This is a genomic window from Phyllobacterium ifriqiyense (assembly GCF_030817885.1).
GTDB lineage: Bacteria > Pseudomonadota > Alphaproteobacteria > Rhizobiales > Rhizobiaceae > Phyllobacterium > Phyllobacterium ifriqiyense.
In genome coordinates this window covers 2,194,882-2,210,983 of the sequence record NZ_JAUSZT010000003.1, presented here as the reverse complement: position 1 = coordinate 2,210,983, position 16,102 = coordinate 2,194,882, and the positions used below count along the sequence as shown (strand labels likewise).

General features: G+C 53.0%; 20 protein-coding genes. 5 read left to right on the top strand and 15 right to left on the bottom strand.

Translation table 11 applies throughout. The annotated features are described in order from the left end of the window. Nucleotides 1-154 precede the first annotated feature (154 nt). Nucleotides 155-475 (bottom strand): DUF1476 domain-containing protein, encoded by a 321-nt coding sequence (locus QFZ34_RS18335; RefSeq protein ID WP_115051835.1) that lies wholly within the window; start codon nucleotides 473-475, stop codon nucleotides 155-157. Nucleotides 476-767: 292 nt separating this feature from the next. Between QFZ34_RS18335 and purC the strand changes: the two genes are divergently transcribed. From purC to QFZ34_RS18310, 5 genes are all read left to right on the top strand, one after another. Further along, complete coding sequence (gene purC / locus QFZ34_RS18330) at nucleotides 768-1,532, top strand: phosphoribosylaminoimidazolesuccinocarboxamide synthase (protein ID WP_307283868.1); 765 nt, start codon at nucleotides 768-770, stop codon at nucleotides 1,530-1,532. A gap of 21 nt (nucleotides 1,533-1,553) precedes the next feature. Next, on the top strand, nucleotides 1,554-1,793 hold the full coding sequence (gene purS / locus QFZ34_RS18325; protein ID WP_115051837.1) for a phosphoribosylformylglycinamidine synthase subunit PurS: 240 nt from the start codon (nucleotides 1,554-1,556) through the stop codon (nucleotides 1,791-1,793). Next, a complete protein-coding gene (purQ, locus tag QFZ34_RS18320; RefSeq protein ID WP_115051838.1) occupies nucleotides 1,793-2,461 on the top strand; it encodes a phosphoribosylformylglycinamidine synthase subunit PurQ in 669 nt (222 codons plus the stop codon). The genes purS and purQ overlap by 1 nt, the downstream gene beginning before the upstream one ends. Before the next feature lie 78 nt (nucleotides 2,462-2,539). Further along, nucleotides 2,540-3,199: a glutathione S-transferase family protein gene (locus QFZ34_RS18315; RefSeq protein WP_307283863.1), complete on the top strand. Its 660-nt coding sequence runs from the start codon at nucleotides 2,540-2,542 to the stop codon at nucleotides 3,197-3,199. 72 nt (nucleotides 3,200-3,271) lie between these two features. Next, nucleotides 3,272-3,688, top strand: a complete 417-nt coding sequence (locus tag QFZ34_RS18310; protein ID WP_115051840.1) for a hypothetical protein — start codon at nucleotides 3,272-3,274, stop codon at nucleotides 3,686-3,688. 5 nt (nucleotides 3,689-3,693) lie between these two features. On the opposite strand, the gene panB is transcribed toward QFZ34_RS18310, so the two are convergent. The 14 genes from panB to rnc form a co-directional block, all read right to left on the bottom strand. Then, the gene (panB, locus tag QFZ34_RS18305) at nucleotides 3,694-4,509 is read right to left on the bottom strand and encodes a 3-methyl-2-oxobutanoate hydroxymethyltransferase (protein ID WP_307283857.1); all 816 of its coding nucleotides are present in this window, start codon (nucleotides 4,507-4,509) and stop codon (nucleotides 3,694-3,696) included. A gap of 21 nt (nucleotides 4,510-4,530) precedes the next feature. Beyond that, a complete protein-coding gene (gene panC, locus QFZ34_RS18300) occupies nucleotides 4,531-5,376 on the bottom strand; it encodes a pantoate--beta-alanine ligase (protein WP_115051842.1) in 846 nt (281 codons plus the stop codon). Beyond that, a complete protein-coding gene (gene nadC / locus QFZ34_RS18295; RefSeq protein ID WP_307283853.1) occupies nucleotides 5,373-6,242 on the bottom strand; it encodes a carboxylating nicotinate-nucleotide diphosphorylase in 870 nt (289 codons plus the stop codon). The genes panC and nadC overlap by 4 nt, the downstream gene beginning before the upstream one ends. After that, entirely contained in the window at nucleotides 6,242-7,801 is a 1,560-nt protein-coding gene (locus QFZ34_RS18290; RefSeq protein ID WP_307283849.1) for an L-aspartate oxidase, read from the bottom strand. The genes nadC and QFZ34_RS18290 overlap by 1 nt, the downstream gene beginning before the upstream one ends. A gap of 17 nt (nucleotides 7,802-7,818) precedes the next feature. Further along, nucleotides 7,819-8,898 carry a quinolinate synthase NadA gene (gene nadA, locus QFZ34_RS18285; RefSeq protein WP_115052192.1) on the bottom strand — a complete coding sequence of 360 codons (1,080 nt, stop codon included), beginning with the start codon at nucleotides 8,896-8,898 and terminating at the stop codon, nucleotides 7,819-7,821. 225 nt (nucleotides 8,899-9,123) lie between these two features. After that, nucleotides 9,124-9,345: a hypothetical protein gene (locus QFZ34_RS18280; protein ID WP_162802417.1), complete on the bottom strand. Its 222-nt coding sequence runs from the start codon at nucleotides 9,343-9,345 to the stop codon at nucleotides 9,124-9,126. Nucleotides 9,346-9,453: 108 nt separating this feature from the next. Then, a complete protein-coding gene (locus QFZ34_RS18275) occupies nucleotides 9,454-10,632 on the bottom strand; it encodes a glycoside hydrolase family 5 protein (RefSeq protein ID WP_307283842.1) in 1,179 nt (392 codons plus the stop codon). Between the two features lie 121 nt (nucleotides 10,633-10,753). Continuing rightward, on the bottom strand, nucleotides 10,754-11,041 hold the full coding sequence (locus QFZ34_RS18270) for a PTS sugar transporter subunit IIB (protein WP_115051846.1): 288 nt from the start codon (nucleotides 11,039-11,041) through the stop codon (nucleotides 10,754-10,756). 27 nt (nucleotides 11,042-11,068) lie between these two features. Beyond that, nucleotides 11,069-11,530 (bottom strand): PTS sugar transporter subunit IIA, encoded by a 462-nt coding sequence (locus QFZ34_RS18265; protein WP_307283839.1) that lies wholly within the window; start codon nucleotides 11,528-11,530, stop codon nucleotides 11,069-11,071. A 23-nt stretch (nucleotides 11,531-11,553) separates the two neighbouring features. Beyond that, nucleotides 11,554-12,957 carry a PTS galactitol transporter subunit IIC gene (locus QFZ34_RS18260; protein ID WP_115051848.1) on the bottom strand — a complete coding sequence of 468 codons (1,404 nt, stop codon included), beginning with the start codon at nucleotides 12,955-12,957 and terminating at the stop codon, nucleotides 11,554-11,556. Between the two features lie 183 nt (nucleotides 12,958-13,140). Beyond that, nucleotides 13,141-13,644: a PaaI family thioesterase gene (locus QFZ34_RS18255; RefSeq protein WP_307283834.1), complete on the bottom strand. Its 504-nt coding sequence runs from the start codon at nucleotides 13,642-13,644 to the stop codon at nucleotides 13,141-13,143. 4 nt (nucleotides 13,645-13,648) lie between these two features. Beyond that, nucleotides 13,649-14,431, bottom strand: coding sequence for a DNA repair protein RecO (recO, locus tag QFZ34_RS18250; RefSeq protein ID WP_307283831.1), 783 nt, complete (start codon nucleotides 14,429-14,431; stop codon nucleotides 13,649-13,651). Nucleotides 14,432-14,449: 18 nt separating this feature from the next. Further along, nucleotides 14,450-15,388, bottom strand: coding sequence for a GTPase Era (era, locus tag QFZ34_RS18245; protein WP_115051851.1), 939 nt, complete (start codon nucleotides 15,386-15,388; stop codon nucleotides 14,450-14,452). Next, a complete protein-coding gene (gene rnc / locus QFZ34_RS18240) occupies nucleotides 15,381-16,097 on the bottom strand; it encodes a ribonuclease III (protein ID WP_115051852.1) in 717 nt (238 codons plus the stop codon). Before rnc ends, era begins: the two co-directional genes overlap by 8 nt. Between the last annotated feature and the right edge of the window lie 5 nt (nucleotides 16,098-16,102).

The window sequence follows — 16,102 nt, the reverse complement described above, 5'->3', positions numbered from 1 at the left end:
TCTTACCTTCCCTGTGACCATTCATATTGCAAACGCAGAACAATGCCGGTCAAGGTCAAAGAAAACAAAATCCTTCGCGGATTGTCGCAATTATCGCTGCAATAAAAAACCGCCCCGTAGGGCGGCTTGTATAAATAATCAGTATCGGCTCGGCTTACGAAGCACTTTCGATCTGGCGAATAGCCTCGATCATCAGTTCTTCCATCGTCCGGCGGATACGATGATCGGACTTGTCGACGCCTGCGGCATCAAAATCTGCCCGGATCTTGCGGAACACATCTTCGTCACCAGCTTCATGAAAATCTGCAACGATGACTTCCTTGGCATAGGCTTCGGCCTCCTCGCCGGTCTTGCCCAGCTTTTCCGCAGCCCAAAGGCCAAGCAGCTTGTTACGCCGTGCTTCTGCGCGGAATTTTACTTCGGCATCATGCGCGTATTTATTTTCAGCTGCGTTTTTGCGATCTTCCATGCTCATCTTTTATTGCTCCCGCAAATGGTTGGGTAATCCCTATATATCTGGTCTTGCGGCGTTTTTCAGGCAGAACCACATATAGATCGTGTCCAAGTCTCCTATAAACACTTCGCAAAAAATCGAAAGTCTCAATTCAACTTCATTGCCTATAGCGTCTTAGCAGCGCTTTATAACCCATAAAACAGGGGAGCTCTACAATGCATCATTGTGAAATGCTTGCTTTTGCGATAGTTAGCGCGCCAACATGACGGCTTGGACCAAGGCCGACCGATAACTCCAATACCAGAGATTTTAAATGAACCGTCGCCGCCGTGTCTACGAAGGCAAAGCCAAAATCCTTTATGAAGGACCAGAACCAGGCACTCTGGTGCAGCACTTCAAAGACGATACAACAGTGCTCCATCCGAAGAAAAGCGAAGTGATTGACGGCAAAGGTGTCCTCAACAACCGCATTTCGGAATATATCTTCACGCAATTGAACCGTATGGGGATACCGACGCACTTCATCCGCCGCCTTAACATGCGCGAGCAGTTGATCAAGGAAGTCGAGATTATTCCGCTGCAGGTCGTTGTGCGCAATATCGCCGCCGGATCGCTCGCCAAGCGTCTGGGCATCGAAGAAGGCACCGTCCTGCCGCGCTCGATTATCGAGTTCTATTATAAAAATGATGAACTCGACGATCCAATGGTTTCCGAAGAGCACATTACGGCGTTCGGTTGGGCAGCGCCGCAGGAAATTGATGACATCATGGCACTGGCCATTCGCATCAATGACTTTCTCAGCGGATTGTTTCTTGGTGTGGGAATTCAGCTTGTCGATTTCAAAATCGAATGTGGCAGGCTATATGAAGGCGAAATGATGCGCATAGTTCTCGCCGATGAATTTACGCCGGATTCCGCAAGGCTCTGGGACAGCCAGACCGCCGAAAAGATGGATAAGGATCGGTTCCGCCGCGACATGGGCGGACTTATCGAAGCCTATCAGGAAGTGGCGCGCCGTCTGGGCATCATGAATGAAAACGATCAGACGCGCCCGAGCGGGCCGGTTCTGGTTAAATAGCACTCGACGGAGAAACAGGTAATGAAGGCACGTGTCACTGTAACCTTGAAGAATGGCGTTCTTGATCCACAGGGCAAGGCAATTGTTGGCGCGTTGGGCAGTCTGGGCTTTGACGGCATCGGTTCCGTGCGTCAGGGCAAGGTATTTGACGTCGAACTCGATGGCAGCGACAAGGCGGGTGCTGAGACAAAACTCAAGGCAATGTGCGAACAGCTGCTGGCCAATACTGTGATCGAAGATTATTCGGTGGAGCTTCTTTAATGAAATCAGCAGTCGTTCTCCTTCCCGGCCTCAATCGTGACCGCGATATGATTGCGGCGCTGACAAAAATCTCCGGCGTTGAGCCTCAGACGGTCTGGCAGACAGATACCGAAGTGCCAGATGTCGATCTGATCGTTATCCCAGGCGGTTTCTCCTATGGCGATTATCTGCGTTGCGGGGCAATTGCAGCGCGCATGCCTGTCATGCAGGCTATTCGTGAAAAGGCCAACAAAGGCGTCATGGTAATGGGCGTCTGCAACGGTTTCCAGATTCTCCTGGAAGCAGGCCTTCTGCCGGGAGCCTTGATGCGTAACGCTTCGCTGAAGTTCGTTTGCCGTCAGGTGAAGCTCGAAATCACCAATGCCAATACGCCATTTACCCGCGGCTATTCGCATGGTCAGATCATCAGCAGTCCGGTGGCGCATCATGACGGCAATTATTTTGCCGATGCAGAAACGCTTGCCCGCGTCGAAGGCGAAGGCCAGGTGGTTTTCCGCTATGCCGAAGGTACCAATCCAAATGGCTCCATCAATAACATTGCCGGCATTATCAACAAACAAGGCAATGTTCTGGGCCTGATGCCTCATCCGGAAAATCTGATTGAGGCCGCCCATGGGGGAACCGATGGCCGTGCGTTGTTTGCTGGTATTCTCGGGGTTGCCGCCTGAGTAGAATCCTATACGTTTGGTGAATGCTGTTTCAGCGGGGAGTGCGTTGAAACAGCGTTTCAAACGGAGGAACCAGACATGAAACTTTATTCGCGGCCGCTATCCCCCTATTCCTCCATCGTGCGCTGCATCGCCTACTACAAGAAGGCTCCAATCAAGGTTGTCGCCCCGCCCCCGGGTTTTCCAATCCCGGAAGAATTCCGGGCAATCTCGCCCTTTAATCGTATTCCGGTTTTGATAACCGGTTCGGGGCTTACAATCGTTGAGGCCTCCGTCATTGCAGAATATCTGGAAGAGCATTTTCCCGAACCATCATTGCTACCTGCCGATTCGCGCGATCGCGCCATCGTGCGCATGACGACACGCATCGCGGAACTCGAAGTTCTGGCGCCAGTCATGGAATTGTTCGAGATGTTCCACCGGAAGTCCAAAGACGATGCCCGTATAACCAAGCTGTTCAAACAGATGGAAATCGGTTTAACCGAACTTGAGAAGTTCTTGAGCGATGGTCCTTATGCACTCGGCAATGAAATGACATTGGCAGATGCCTGGCTGACCCCGACCCGGTTTGTCTTCAACAATTTCCGGAAAGTATCGGGCCGGGAAGATCTTCTCAGCGATTTTCCAAAGTTCGATGCCTATCAGCAACTGATTCTTCAGGATTCGGACCTATCACTGGTCTGGTACGAGATGTCGGATGGCCTCAAAGTTTTCCTGAAAGAACTTGAACCTGCCTGAATCCACGAGAATTAGACCCATATCCCGCCCGTGAGCGGCAGCCGGTACATGACCGGGTACTGGAGAATGAATATGAAGATACCGGGATTCGGCGTTGCCGTAGTTGTCACCCTTGCAGCACTCGCCGGATGCCAGTCCACCAGCAAGCCCGGTCCAGGCGGCTTGGCATTCTCCTCCAGTAAGGCAGCGCTTCCAACAATGGAACGCGTTGCGCTTGCCGCAAACAGCTGCTGGTTTAAATCCGGCGATTCAAGCTTCAAGCCTTATCGTCTTGCTCCCGAGCTTAACTCGTTTTCTGGCCGCCCGCGTATTCTGGTTGTACCCGGCAACAATCCTGGCGGACGCCCTCTGCTAGTGGTTCATGCAGAAGGAAATCCTGCCAAAGTGGAAGCATTTGGTCCGCTGATGAGCAATTCACTAGGCAATCGTATCGCATCGGATGTTCGCCGCTGGGCCGATGGACAATCGGATTGCAGCGCCAAAGGCTAGCCACGCTATTTCAGCGGATAGACGTTTTCATCGCCCGGGAACTGGCGTGAGCGAACGTCGTCCGCATAGGCCTTGACCGCTTGGTCGATTGCATCACCCACCGCGCCATAGACTTTCACGAAACGCGGTGGCTTCGGGTTATAGCCAAGCATGTCTTCCAATACCAGGATTTGGCCATCGCATTCGCGCGAGCCGCCAATTCCAATCGTAGGAATTGCAATCTCGCGGGAGATTTCGGCAGCAAGCGGCTCAACAACGCCTTCAATAACGACCGAAAATGCCCCGGCTTCAGATACGGCCTGTGCGTCTGCCTTGATAAGCGGCCAAAGCGCGGTATCGCGACCTTGAGTTTTGAAACCGCCAAGAGTGTTGATTGACTGCGGTGTCAGACCGATATGCGCCATGACCGGAATGCCGCGCTGGGTGAGGAAACGGATGGTCCCAGCCATTTGCACGCCACCCTCAAGCTTCACCGCACCACACCCGGTTTCCTGCATGACACGGGATGCGCTACGAAAAGCAGCTTCAGGGCTTTCCTCATAGGAACCGAACGGCATATCGACAACAACCATTGCCTTTTTCGAGCCGCGCACGACTGCCTTGCCATGCATGATCATCATATCGAGCGTCACGCCGAGCGTCGAATCCATTGCATATAAAACCATGCCAAGGCTGTCGCCGACGAGAAGGATATCTGCATGTTCATCGGCAATGCGAGCAGTTGTAGCGTGATATGAGGTCAAGGCAACGATGGGTGTCGCACCCTTACGGCTCTTGATTTCCGGCGCAGTTATGCGGCGTGTGATGACTTGCTGGCTCATGATTATCCCCCCAACCCGATTTCAGCCGATAACCTGCTGATCGATTAACCGCACTTTGCCAAAGCGGACGGTTAAAAGCACAACGACGGGCTGCTTAAACTTGCCTGATACAGGATCCAGTGTTTCGGCATCGCGAATATCGACTGATTCAACGATCCCGCGCTTTTCCGTCTCAAGTACAGCGCGAACGGCATTGCGTATTGCCGGTACTGAGCGCTGGCCCTGCGCTACCATCTCTTCTGCTTTTGCAAGCGATTTTGCCAAGACAACCGAGGCCTTGCGATCTTCAGGTCTCAGCATTGCATTGCGGGACGAGCAGGCCAGTCCGTCATGTTCACGCACCGTTGCAACACCTGTAATTTCAATCGGCATATCCAGATCAGCCACCATGCGGCGTATAATGGTCAGCTGCTGATAGTCTTTTTCACCGAAGAAGGCATGATCTGGCTGCACGATGTTGAACAGCTTCGTGACGACCGTCGTTACGCCACGGAAATGTCCCGGGCGGATTTTCCCGATCAGGATTCGCGAGAGCAGCGGATTATCAACAATCGTGTGTGCGCCCGGCCGATAAATTTCAGCAACTTCCGGGGTGAAAACATAATCCACACCTTCCGCTTCAAGCTTGGCGAGATCCCCCTTCATGTCGCGTGGATAGGCAGCGAGATCTTCATTCGGGCCGAACTGGGTGGGATTGACGAAAATGGACACAACCGTAATGTCACAAGCTCGCTTGGCCTCATGAACCAGCGCCATATGACCGACATGCAGATATCCCATTGTTGGGACCAACCCAACGGATTTTCCCTGCTGGCGTTCAGACTTCAGCGCAGCCCGAAGCTCCGCAGTTGTAGCAATGACTTTCATGTCAGTACAATATCCAGTCCAATATCCAGCGTTGGCGCTGCCATAGTGATTTTTGATGTCGATATGTAATCAACACCGGTTTCCGCAACAGCTTTGATCGTGTCGAAGGCAATATTGCCGGAAGCTTCCAGCTTGGCACGCCCTGCGTTGATTTTCACCGCCTTTTCAAGCAGTTCCGGCCGCATATTATCAAGAAGAATTACATCGGCATTCACGCTGAGCGCTTCCTCGAATTGATCGATGCCGTCTACCTCCACCTCAATTTTTACCAAATGTCCCGCATAGGCCCTCGCCGCGAGAATTGCCTTGGCTACGCTACCAGCCACAGCAATATGATTATCCTTTATCAAAACGGCATCGTCGAGACCAAAACGATGATTTGATCCGCCGCCACATTTCACCGCATATTTAGCAAAGGCACGCATGCCCGGAATGGTTTTTCGCGTGTCGCAAACCTTTGCATTCGTGTGAGCAATGAGATCGGCAAATTTGGCCGTATAGCTGGCAATACCGCTAAGATGCATAAGAAAATTCAACGCGACACGCTCGGCGGAAAGAATGGATCGCGCATTTCCCTCTATCCGCGCAATGTCCTCACCGGGCTTTACACGTGTACCGTCCTTTGTGAGCATTATAAAATTCAACGAAGGATCAATCAGCGCAAAGGCCGTGCGGGCAAAGCCCATGCCGCAGACGGTTCCTGCCTCACGGCTCGACAGAACTGCTCGCGCAGTCGCATCTTCCGGCAAGGTAGCATTGGTGGTGATATCGCCCGCCCTGCCCAAATCTTCGAGCAAAGCAGAACGCACGGCTTCGTCCACCAGCAATTGTGGCAGCGATGGTGGATAGGCGAGCTGCGAGACCATCAGGCGAACTCCATCAATTCATTTACCGTCAATTCGGCATCAGCAAGCGTCAGAAACGTCCTATGCTGCCATTCAGGACGTTTCTCGGGGAAATCGGTACGGAAATGCCCGCCGCGGCTCTCGTGGCGTCTGAGGGCGCTTACGGCGACGAGCTTGGCCGTCGCGAGCACGTTGCGGAAAGCGGCATCCCGATTGGAGCGCTCCAGTTCTACGATGATCCTCAATCCTGCCAGCATGCCATCTCTGTCGCGGACCACCCCAAAACTCTCGCTCATTGCCTTGCGCAGGATCGTCATCGCTTCCGTATCATTTTCGGCAGTCAGATCGTCGCGATCAACTGACCCCTTAGACCAATCCTGCGACTTCCCATCATTGGCTGCACCAATCTTGGCGGCAATGCGTGCAGAAAAGACTACAGCTTCAAGCAGCGAATTGGAGGCGAGCCTATTGGCACCATGCGCACCCGTGGACGTGCACTCGCCACAAGCCCACAGACCATCAATGGATGTTTGCCCATCCGCATCGGTCAAAATTCCGCCCATGAAGTAATGGGCTGCGGGAACAACGGGTATGGGCTCCGTTACCGGATTTATACCGGCGTCGCGGCAATATTTGTAGACGGTGGGAAACTCCTCAGCAAACGAAGCACCAACGGCCTTGGTGCAATCCAGCCAAGCGCCTCGCCCACTCATGACTTCGGCGTAAATTCCCCGCGCGACAACATCGCGCGGCGCAAGTTCGGCATCTGGATCAATTTTAAGCATGAAGCGCTCGCCATTACGATTGATCAGCGTGGCGCCGTGACCGCGCAAGGCTTCAGTAGCCAAAGGCGCCGGGTCTTTGTTCACATCCAAGGCAGTCGGGTGGAACTGAACGAACTCCATATCGGCCATCATTGCACCGGCGCGGGCAGCCATACCAATGCCCTCACCCCGTGCTTCCGACGGATTGGTTGTCACAGCATAAAGGTGCCCGATCCCGCCCGTGGCAATGACCACTGTTCGCGATTGCAGTTTCACCTGCGCACCCCGACCGGCCTCTGTGCGCGCTATGACCCCTGAAACCGAACCGTGGCTGACCATGAGATCTTCCACGACATAGCCTTCCATCACTCGGATCGAAGGCGTGTTTTCGACGGTCTTGACCAGAGCCTGCATAATAGCGCGCCCTGCCATGTCGCCGCGAACCCGAACGATCCGGCTTTCGGAATGAGCGGCCTCGCGGGAAACCTGAAGCTTCCCTTCCAGATCGCGATCGAACGGCACACCATATCCGAGCAAATCATGAACGCGCGAGGCGGCTTCGCTGGCCATCAGCGAGGCGATGACCTCATCAACGATGCCATCACCTGCCGCAACTGTATCAGCGACGTGCTTATCCTTGGTGTCTCCTTCCGATACGGCAGCGGCGATACCTGCCTGTGCCCAGGCAGAAGATGCCCCCCGCCCAATCGGCGCCGCCGCAAGAATCGTGACTGGCCGGGGTGCCAGCTTCAACGCGCAAAACAAGCCCGCTAGTCCGCCGCCAATGATGATGACGGGATCGGATTGAGTTGACATGGGTGTCGCCTCCGGCGTCAGTTGTTCAGATTGACCATGCGTTCGACAGCAAGCCGCGCACGCGCGCCTATCAGCGGATCGACATGAATTTCGTCACGCATATAGACAAGGCTTTCAAGGATATTGGGCAGGGTGATGCGCTTCATGTGCGGGCATAGATTGCATGGCTTGATGAACTTCACCTCCGGCACTTCCGACTCGATGTTGGACGCCATTGAGCATTCCGTAACGAGCAGCACTTTGGCTGGACGATTATCCTTGACGTAATCGATCATACCTTTCGTCGAACCGGTATAATCCGCAATCGCAACAACTGATGGAGGGCATTCAGGGTGAGCTATGATCTGGATTTCCGGATCAGCAGCGCGATAGGCAAGAAGTTCGTCCGCTGTGAAGCGCTCATGCACTTCGCAATGCCCTTTCCAGGTGAGAATCTTTACATCAGTTTGCGCTGCTACGTTTTGCGCCAGAAATTCATCGGGAATGCAAAGAACGCGGTCCACGCCGAAGCTTTCGACAACCTGCACTGCATTTGCCGAGGTGCAGCAAATGTCGCTTTCCGCTTTCACCTCAGCCGAGGTGTTCACATAGGTAACAATCGGAACGCCCGGGTAAGTTTCACGCAATAGCCGCACATCAGCACCCGTGATCGACTCCGCCAGCGAACAACCCGCCTTCATGTCGGGGATCAAGACTGTCTTGGAAGGATTGAGCAGCTTCGACGTCTCGGCCATAAAGTGGACGCCGCATTGGATAATGATTTCGGCGTCGACCTTCGTGGCTTCCTTGGCAAGTTGCAGCGAGTCGCCAACAATATCCGCTACGCAATGGAAAATTTCCGGCGTTTGGTAATTATGGGCAAGGATTACTGCATTGCGCTGCTTCTTCAGCCGATTGATTGCAGCCACGTAGGGCGCGTAGACCGGCCATTCGATGCGGGGAATGTGATGCGCCACACGGGCATAAAGATGCTCAGTCTCGGCAGCAACCTCAGGCGTGTAAGTAAGGTCCGGCATTTCGAGGATACCAAAGCGGTCCGCTGCGGACTGGCTCACGGAACTGCTTGCTGCAGCTTTGGTGCGGATAGTGTTGGTCATATCCATATTCCTCCTGGACATCCAATCCGGCGTAAGCCTCTCGGCACCGCCACCGATCATTTATACTCAATATGAGCATATTTATGATCAAAAGAAAAACGGCAAGGCCGCTGCGTTCTAGATAGTGGATTATTTTGTCGGCTTCAAGTGCATGATTTTTGAACTTTAGTCGAAAAACCTGCGGCGTATCAGAATATCGTCTCATACGCCGCGCAATCGAACGTTCTAACTGGATGTTTTATAGTAACGATTATTGTAATAGCGTCGGCTTTCCCGCTCACGCTTATACGGGCTATCGCCACCCACACGCTGCGTGCAATTGGTGAACACAGTTGGGTTCATGTCAGTCGGTCTATCGCACCATACGAGCGGACTTACACTACCCGAATTGGCACAACCTGTGAGGGTGATGGCTCCCAGAACCAATGCTGACAGAGCTAATTTCATTTCATTTTCCTCGGATACTTATAATGTGCAGAACGTTCGGGATTGATACATCATCCCTATTTAGAACCTAATCACATCTGTTCAACTGCTTGGGATCATTATTACGCATCAGGGTTGCAATCGTTTGCGAATGGGTTCGAATTCGGCCGTTGGCTGTCGTTTTAATGGATCAGGCTTGTTTGCTTCGATGGCATCCCAGTATTTCCAGTTTACTTTTCCGGATCCCAGCTCGTAATCCATGCCGTCCCAGCTATCCTCTCGAAAGCTATAAAATGCCCAGTGCAGCTTGTTTGCTTCCAAAGCAGTGAGAACATCATCCAAATAGGATTTGCAGCCCGCAAGGCGTCGCATACAGCCAAACTCTCCAGCAACCAGCCGATTGAGCGGTACCCCTCGCGCCTTTGCCCAATCTACCGGCAGTGCGAGATATTGCGATACTTTTTGTGCGTTCCATTCAACTTTCTCGCCACCAAACGGAACCGTCCCCGGATAAGAATAGGGTTTCTCCCGCTTCATATTGGGTGCGCTGGTTGCTTCATAAGGTTCATACATGTGAAAGCTGTAGAGCACCCTCGTGTCGGCAAGTGCAGACGGCCAGTAGCCGAAAGCATCCGCGGCGCCATACCAACCCGCATCCACCATTATAGGCGTAGCAGGATCGACCTTTCTGATTTCTTTTATCAGGAACTCATAGAAGGCTGGCAAATCGCGAGCACTACCCTTTTGTTGATCGTACCAAGCTTGCATCACATTTGCAGGAGCATGCTCATCCACACCGCCCATCTTTTCCGGAGCAGGTTCGTTGATCAGATTATAGGCCGCTATGGATGGCTCGTCTTTCAGCGCCGTAGCGAGTTCCCGCCAAAAACGCGCGGCATCCTGCCACTTCGCTTTGTCCTGCCAGAGACGGTCATCAAACTTTCCATCATTATTCTGCGCCCATCGCATCCAAGGCAAAGACAGTGGCGCAATGACAACCTTCAGCCCGGCCTTATGAGCGCGAGATAATGTTTGTTTCAGATTTGCCAAATCTTCTGGTGGTATCCCCTCGTAATGATCAGCATTTCCAATGAGAACGTCGCGCTGGGCGGGTTTCCACTTGTCATAAGACAGCCGAACCCAGGTCGCCCCATACTTTCGCAAAGCATCGAAATAGGCTTGGTCCGGAGGAAGACGATTAAAGCTATTGCCGCCATGCTGGGGATGATCCCAGAAGCCAATGAGATCGGCAGCTCTCGAATTGCCCGCCAAGCTTAGAAAAAGCAAAATTGCCGCCAGAATACGCATACAAACACCGCCTCCATAATCAAAAGCGTCGATTGCGCGAAGAGTGAGGCTTTATTTTGCCGAATACTCGCAAAACCACCGCCCGGATTAATGGGCGGCGGCTACTCCGATTGCGTTAGAATCAAGCTTTGAGAATGGCTTCAATTTTGTCGAGGACGTCGTCCTTGCCAATGCCCGTGAGGAACGCCAGTGTTGTAATGGCTGGCTTACCCAAGTCTTTTGGCAATTGCGCTGTCGATACGACAAGATCGACATCTGCGACATGACTGGCAACTTCGGTGGTTTTGCATTGCCGCGTTGCGATGCTTATGCCGCGCTTTTTCAATGCGTCTTCAACCGCATGAGCAACAACGGTCGACGTGGCAATGCCGGTGCCGCAAGCAAATAATACAGTCTTAGGCTTGGTCATAGATCCCCCCTGATTCACACATGCAACTTAGCCGAGTAAGCGCGAAACGTCTTCCACGGATTTCGATTGAATCAAAGCTTCAATGGTCTCGGGCGATTGAATTGCACCGGCGATTTCCTGCAGCATTTCCACCTGCTTGTCCTTATCATTGAGGGCCATGAGGAAAACCAGCCTGACGGGCAGCCTCTCATCCGGATCTTCCATATTGGCGAATGCCACAGGTTGGATCAGTGTCGCAAATGCCAAACCAGGCTTCAAAACATGTTCTGGATCTGTGTGCGGAACGGCGACATTGTTCACGCCGCCAAGCGGGAGCCCGGTCGGCAACTGGGATTCCCTGGCCAGCACGGCATCTGCAAAGCTCGGTTTGACATATCCCAGGGCATGAAGTCGCTCGGCCAGAAGGCTGATAACCTCACGGTCGGTTTCGGCCCTGACCCCGAGTATAATTGCCCCGGGGTCAAGATAGTTCATCAAGGCTTGCGCCATTTGGTTACTCCACTCAATGCAGTTCAGTTGGTGTCCGGGATATCGTCTTCCGCTCCAGCGGCCCGTTCCCAGGCAGCTGTGTTGCGGCGGTAAGCCCAGAATGCACCGGCGATAATCAGGGCCAGAACCGCAAGGCCGATTGCACCCAGATTGTTGATCAGCGCCATGACGACATAGGGTATCCAAAGGAACCCATCGACCACGCTTGTGATCTGAACAGCGTTTGCGGGCATTTGGAAACCAGACGACTGTGCCGCTGCTGTAAAGAGCGGCGCCAGCGCATTGGCAACATAGAAGCCGACTGCCAGCGTGAACGTGCCAACAATGACCATGCGGAAGACATTCCCCTTCAACAGCGGGGCTGTCATCGCAACGATAAAGGGAATGACCGCCAGATCAGCAAACAGAATCACGCGGTTACCGGGCAAAATAACGGAAAGGATGATCGCGATCGGCACAAGGATCAGCGACGATGAAATTGCCGCCGGATGTCCGATCAAAATTGCCGAATCGAGGCCAACAAGCAATTCGCGATCGCCCGTCCGCTTACGAACAAACTCCTGCGCTGCATCTGATACAGGGAGCAAGCCCTCCATCAGGATTTTGACCATACGGGGCAAGAGCAGCATCACCGCTGCCAAAGTCATTCCCGTTTGCAAGACCTTTGTGAGAACGACGCCAAAATCACCGGCATTGTAGTACGCGATGATACCGAGCACCAAACCAATGATCAGGCCGAGAATGACCGGCTCACCGAAGACGCCAAAACGCTTTTCAAATGTTTCAGTATTGAGTTCAATCTTGTTGATGCCCGGAATGCGATCCATGATCCAGTTGAGCACAATAGCGATTGGCAATATCTGCGCAGATGCGAGATGCGGCACGGAAATGCCTGGAATGCCATAGAATTTTTGCACGGCCTTTGCCGACCAATCAGCAAATAACAGGCAAAGCGCAACCATGAGCGCAGCTACGATCAACCCATAAACAAGGCTATTCGTGGCCGCGACAGCAAGTGAGCCGATAAAGGCAAAATGCCAGAAATTCCACACATCGACGTTCAGTGTTCGCGTCATGCGGGTCAAAAGCAGGATGATGTTGACGGCAATTGCAATCGGAATCACCCAAAGTCCCACCGACGATCCAAAGGCGATGGCCGCAGCCGATGGCCAGCCCACATCAACGATATCCCGCTGAATACCGGTATTGGTCACGATAGCCTTTGCTACGTCGCCAATGGATGTGAGCATAAGCCCCAATACGAGATTGATACCGATGAAAGCCACACCGATGGTGACCGCAGCGCGAAAAGCTCTGCCAGGCTTGGCGCCCAATATCAAAGCGATAATAAATATCACAATAGGCAACAGGACTGTTGGCCCCATTGCGTCGACCGCAGCCTTGAGGCCGCTCAAGAAACTGTCCATTTATTTCCTCCCCCGCGATCCTCCTCGACCGCTCCCCAATAGAACTTTTGCATTCTATAATGCATTAATGTTCAGCACAGCTGCATTATCAAGTCAATGACTTCATCCGGGCACATGTCTGCCACGCGTCATTTGCTAAGAAAAAGTTGCCGATTTTCAACAAATTTTATTGAAATCAAACGGCTAACTTGTCCGAACAAGGTTTTCGAGAGGAAAAATTGAACATGTCTCGGTGCCGTGCGCCAGCAATTTCCCGTTCTGATCTCTCAAGAATGCTTCGGATGTAGCTAGCGTCCGTCCGCGGTGAATAAGCCGTCCTTCGCAGAAAACCATCCCCATGTTGGCACTCAATGGGCGGACCAGATTCACCTTGAATTCTGCGGTCGTATAGGCCTCGCCCGGCTTCAGCGTAGTCATGACGCAGCAAGCCAGGGCAGAATCCATCAATGTTGCGATCCAACCACCATGGACGCCGCCCATCGGATTAAGGTGCTCGATAGAAGGCAGTCCTTTGAACACCACACGATCCTGCGCTACTTCGTGAAGCGTGAAAGATAGCGTCTTGGCGATGTGCGGCGCTGGATATTCACCGCGCAACATTGCCTGCAATATCTCCAGTCCGCTGCGTATGGCCAAGTCGCCAAGCGGAAGCTTTCCCACTCCGGCCGGAAACTCGATAGCGTCCATAATATCACTCCCCATGAGGAACCGGCCTTTCTTCGGCGGACACGACATGTCCTTCGCTGTTTTTCAATGATCTGGCGATAGCATTCAGAAAGCCGTCGCGGGCTTCAGGCGGCTTTTGCGCGCGCGGCTCCCACACATGCCGCATGAAGAAAAAACTGGTCAAACGAAATGCGTCGCTGATCTCTGCCATCGACATGGCCCGAACGCTGGAGTTGACCATGAAAGGCGGCATGACCAGCAGCTTGTCCGCCCATGGCGCACCAGCATCCCGGGATACTGCCCTACCCGACTTAGGTGACACGTAAGTCAGATCGCTGGCAACACCCGTCGCGGCGCAACTTTTCAGATCAAGGCCAAAGCCGAGCTCCTCCAGCATCAGCACTTCGAAACGCAAAAGCAATTCGCCAGCGATCATGGTGTCTTCGCAATGTTCAAGAATGACAGCGAGAATTTCGAAAAGGTTCCGGTGGGGATCACGTTCCGGCAAAAGGCGCAAATGCGAGGCAGCAAGCTGCAACCCATAAAGCGCGACGGGCTGTTCAATCAGGCGTGCAGCTGAAAAGCTGACAGGCTCAACCTGCATCATGCCAAGATGTTCATCCATACGGGCCCGCCAGATGACATCAACGCGGTTTCCGGCCTGCAACAAGGGCTGCATACGGCGTGATCGCCCACCGCGCACGAGGCCAAGATGGCGGCCATGATCACGGGTCATCAGTTCAAGGATAGCGCTGGTTTCCCCGTGCCGCCTCGTTCCGAGGATAATGCCTTCGTCTCGCCATTCCATAGCCGAGACTTGGCGCTATTATTGCGGAAATTCAAGTCCCATTTCACGGTAACGCTCGGGATCATTGCCCCAATTGTCACGAACCTTGACGAAAAGGAACAGATGAACCTTCTGCTCCAGGATTTCCATCAATTCCTTGCGTGCTGCCTGACCAATTGATTTTATCGCCTGGCCTTCATGGCCAAGAACGATCTTCTTCTGGCTATCGCGCTCGACGTAAATGACCTGCTGAATGCGAACTGAACCATCCTTCTTTTCTTCCCAGCTTTCGGTCTCAACTGTTGAAGAATATGGCAGTTCATTATGGAGGCGCAGATAAAGCTTTTCGCGGGTGATTTCAGCAGCAAGCATGCGCATGGGCATATCCGAGATCTGATCTTCCGGATAATACCACGGACCTTCAGGAAGGTTTTCCGCCAGATATTTCAGCAGATCCTTACAGCCATAGCCCTTCAGCGCGGAAATCATGAAAGTCTGATCGAATTTGACCTTTTCATTGGCTTTCTTGGCGAGTTCAAGCAGCATTGGCGCTTCAATACGGTCGACCTTATTGAGGACCAAGATCACCTTGCGCTTTTTATCCCGCAGACTATCGAGGAGAATTTCGGCTTCGTCATCAATGCCCTGTTCAACATCGATAAGAACCAGAATGAGATCGGCGTCCTTTGCACCGCCCCATGCGGTTGTCACCATGGCGCGATCCAAGCGGCGCTTCGGTTTGAAAATACCGGGCGTGTCGACCAGCACCATCTGCGTCTGATCGTGAATAACAATGCCGCGAACCAGCGCCCGCGTCGTCTGCACCTTGTGCGTAACGATTGAAACCTTACTGCCAACAAGCTGATTGACCAGCGTCGACTTGCCGGCATTTGGGGCACCTATCAGGGCAATGAAGCCCGAGCGTGTCGGAACAGCCTGTTCGGCTTCATTTGCAGGCGTTTGATTTTGTTCAGTCATTTCTTGTGTCTTCCTGCGTCTTCTGACGAACGCCTTCGCGATAAAGCAATGCGATGGCAGCTTCTTGCTCCGCCAAGCGCTTGGAACGGCCTTTGCCTACCGCCGGTTCGAAGCCTTTTACAACCACCTGGATCGTAAATTGTGGATCGTGGTCAGGTCCGGTTCGTTCAACAACGCTGTACAAAGGTTGAGCACCATCTTGCTGATGTGCCCATTCCTGCAATTCAGTTTTAGGATCGCGCTGAGCGGAATTGCTTCCCTTCGAGCGCGCATCCCAATATCGTTCGATGAAAGGTTGCGCCGCTTCGAGGCCGCCGTCCAGATAAATTGTTGCAATCAGCGATTCAACGACGTCTGCACGCAGACTTTTGAGCCGTTTATCCGCCAGCCCTTTTACATCAGAACCCGTCTTGATGAATTCATGCAGGCCGATTTCATCGGCAACAGCGGCGCAGGTATCAGCGTTCACCAGTGAATTCAGCCGCAAAGACAATTCGCCTTCCGCAGCTGTCGGGTAAGCGCGGAACAACAGGTCCGCAATCACCAGACCGAGCACCCGGTCGCCAAGGAATTCAAGCCGTTCATAGTCCGAGCCTGCCGATGACCGCGCACTGGAGTGCGTTAGCGCGCGCTCAAGGCGTCCGAGATCACGAAATACATGTTTCGTTTTTTCTTCCAGCTTATGAACAGCGTCAGTCGAAAGGCTCATCGTCG

What these genes read in the sequence shown, in the direction of transcription:
- nadA (WP_115052192.1), bottom strand. Translation starts at nt 8,898, where the DNA reads ATGACCAACACTATCCGCACCAAAGCTGCAGCAAGCAGTTCCGTGAGC.
- era (WP_115051851.1), bottom strand. Translation starts at nt 15,388, where the DNA reads ATGACTGAACAAAATCAAACGCCTGCAAATGAAGCCGAACAGGCTGTT.
- purC (WP_307283868.1), top strand. Translation starts at nt 768, where the DNA reads ATGAACCGTCGCCGCCGTGTCTACGAAGGCAAAGCCAAAATCCTTTAT.
- rnc (WP_115051852.1), bottom strand. Translation starts at nt 16,097, where the DNA reads ATGAGCCTTTCGACTGACGCTGTTCATAAGCTGGAAGAAAAAACGAAA.
- purQ (WP_115051838.1), top strand. Translation starts at nt 1,793, where the DNA reads ATGAAATCAGCAGTCGTTCTCCTTCCCGGCCTCAATCGTGACCGCGAT.
- QFZ34_RS18315 (WP_307283863.1), top strand. Translation starts at nt 2,540, where the DNA reads ATGAAACTTTATTCGCGGCCGCTATCCCCCTATTCCTCCATCGTGCGC.
- panB (WP_307283857.1), bottom strand. Translation starts at nt 4,509, where the DNA reads ATGAGCCAGCAAGTCATCACACGCCGCATAACTGCGCCGGAAATCAAG.
- nadC (WP_307283853.1), bottom strand. Translation starts at nt 6,242, where the DNA reads ATGGTCTCGCAGCTCGCCTATCCACCATCGCTGCCACAATTGCTGGTG.
- QFZ34_RS18280 (WP_162802417.1), bottom strand. Translation starts at nt 9,345, where the DNA reads ATGAAATTAGCTCTGTCAGCATTGGTTCTGGGAGCCATCACCCTCACA.
- QFZ34_RS18260 (WP_115051848.1), bottom strand. Translation starts at nt 12,957, where the DNA reads ATGGACAGTTTCTTGAGCGGCCTCAAGGCTGCGGTCGACGCAATGGGG.
- QFZ34_RS18290 (WP_307283849.1), bottom strand. Translation starts at nt 7,801, where the DNA reads ATGTCAACTCAATCCGATCCCGTCATCATCATTGGCGGCGGACTAGCG.
- QFZ34_RS18310 (WP_115051840.1), top strand. Translation starts at nt 3,272, where the DNA reads ATGAAGATACCGGGATTCGGCGTTGCCGTAGTTGTCACCCTTGCAGCA.
- purS (WP_115051837.1), top strand. Translation starts at nt 1,554, where the DNA reads ATGAAGGCACGTGTCACTGTAACCTTGAAGAATGGCGTTCTTGATCCA.
- QFZ34_RS18265 (WP_307283839.1), bottom strand. Translation starts at nt 11,530, where the DNA reads ATGGCGCAAGCCTTGATGAACTATCTTGACCCCGGGGCAATTATACTC.
- recO (WP_307283831.1), bottom strand. Translation starts at nt 14,431, where the DNA reads ATGGAATGGCGAGACGAAGGCATTATCCTCGGAACGAGGCGGCACGGG.
- QFZ34_RS18255 (WP_307283834.1), bottom strand. Translation starts at nt 13,644, where the DNA reads ATGGACGCTATCGAGTTTCCGGCCGGAGTGGGAAAGCTTCCGCTTGGC.
- QFZ34_RS18270 (WP_115051846.1), bottom strand. Translation starts at nt 11,041, where the DNA reads ATGACCAAGCCTAAGACTGTATTATTTGCTTGCGGCACCGGCATTGCC.
- QFZ34_RS18275 (WP_307283842.1), bottom strand. Translation starts at nt 10,632, where the DNA reads ATGCGTATTCTGGCGGCAATTTTGCTTTTTCTAAGCTTGGCGGGCAAT.
- QFZ34_RS18335 (WP_115051835.1), bottom strand. Translation starts at nt 475, where the DNA reads ATGAGCATGGAAGATCGCAAAAACGCAGCTGAAAATAAATACGCGCAT.
- panC (WP_115051842.1), bottom strand. Translation starts at nt 5,376, where the DNA reads ATGAAAGTCATTGCTACAACTGCGGAGCTTCGGGCTGCGCTGAAGTCT.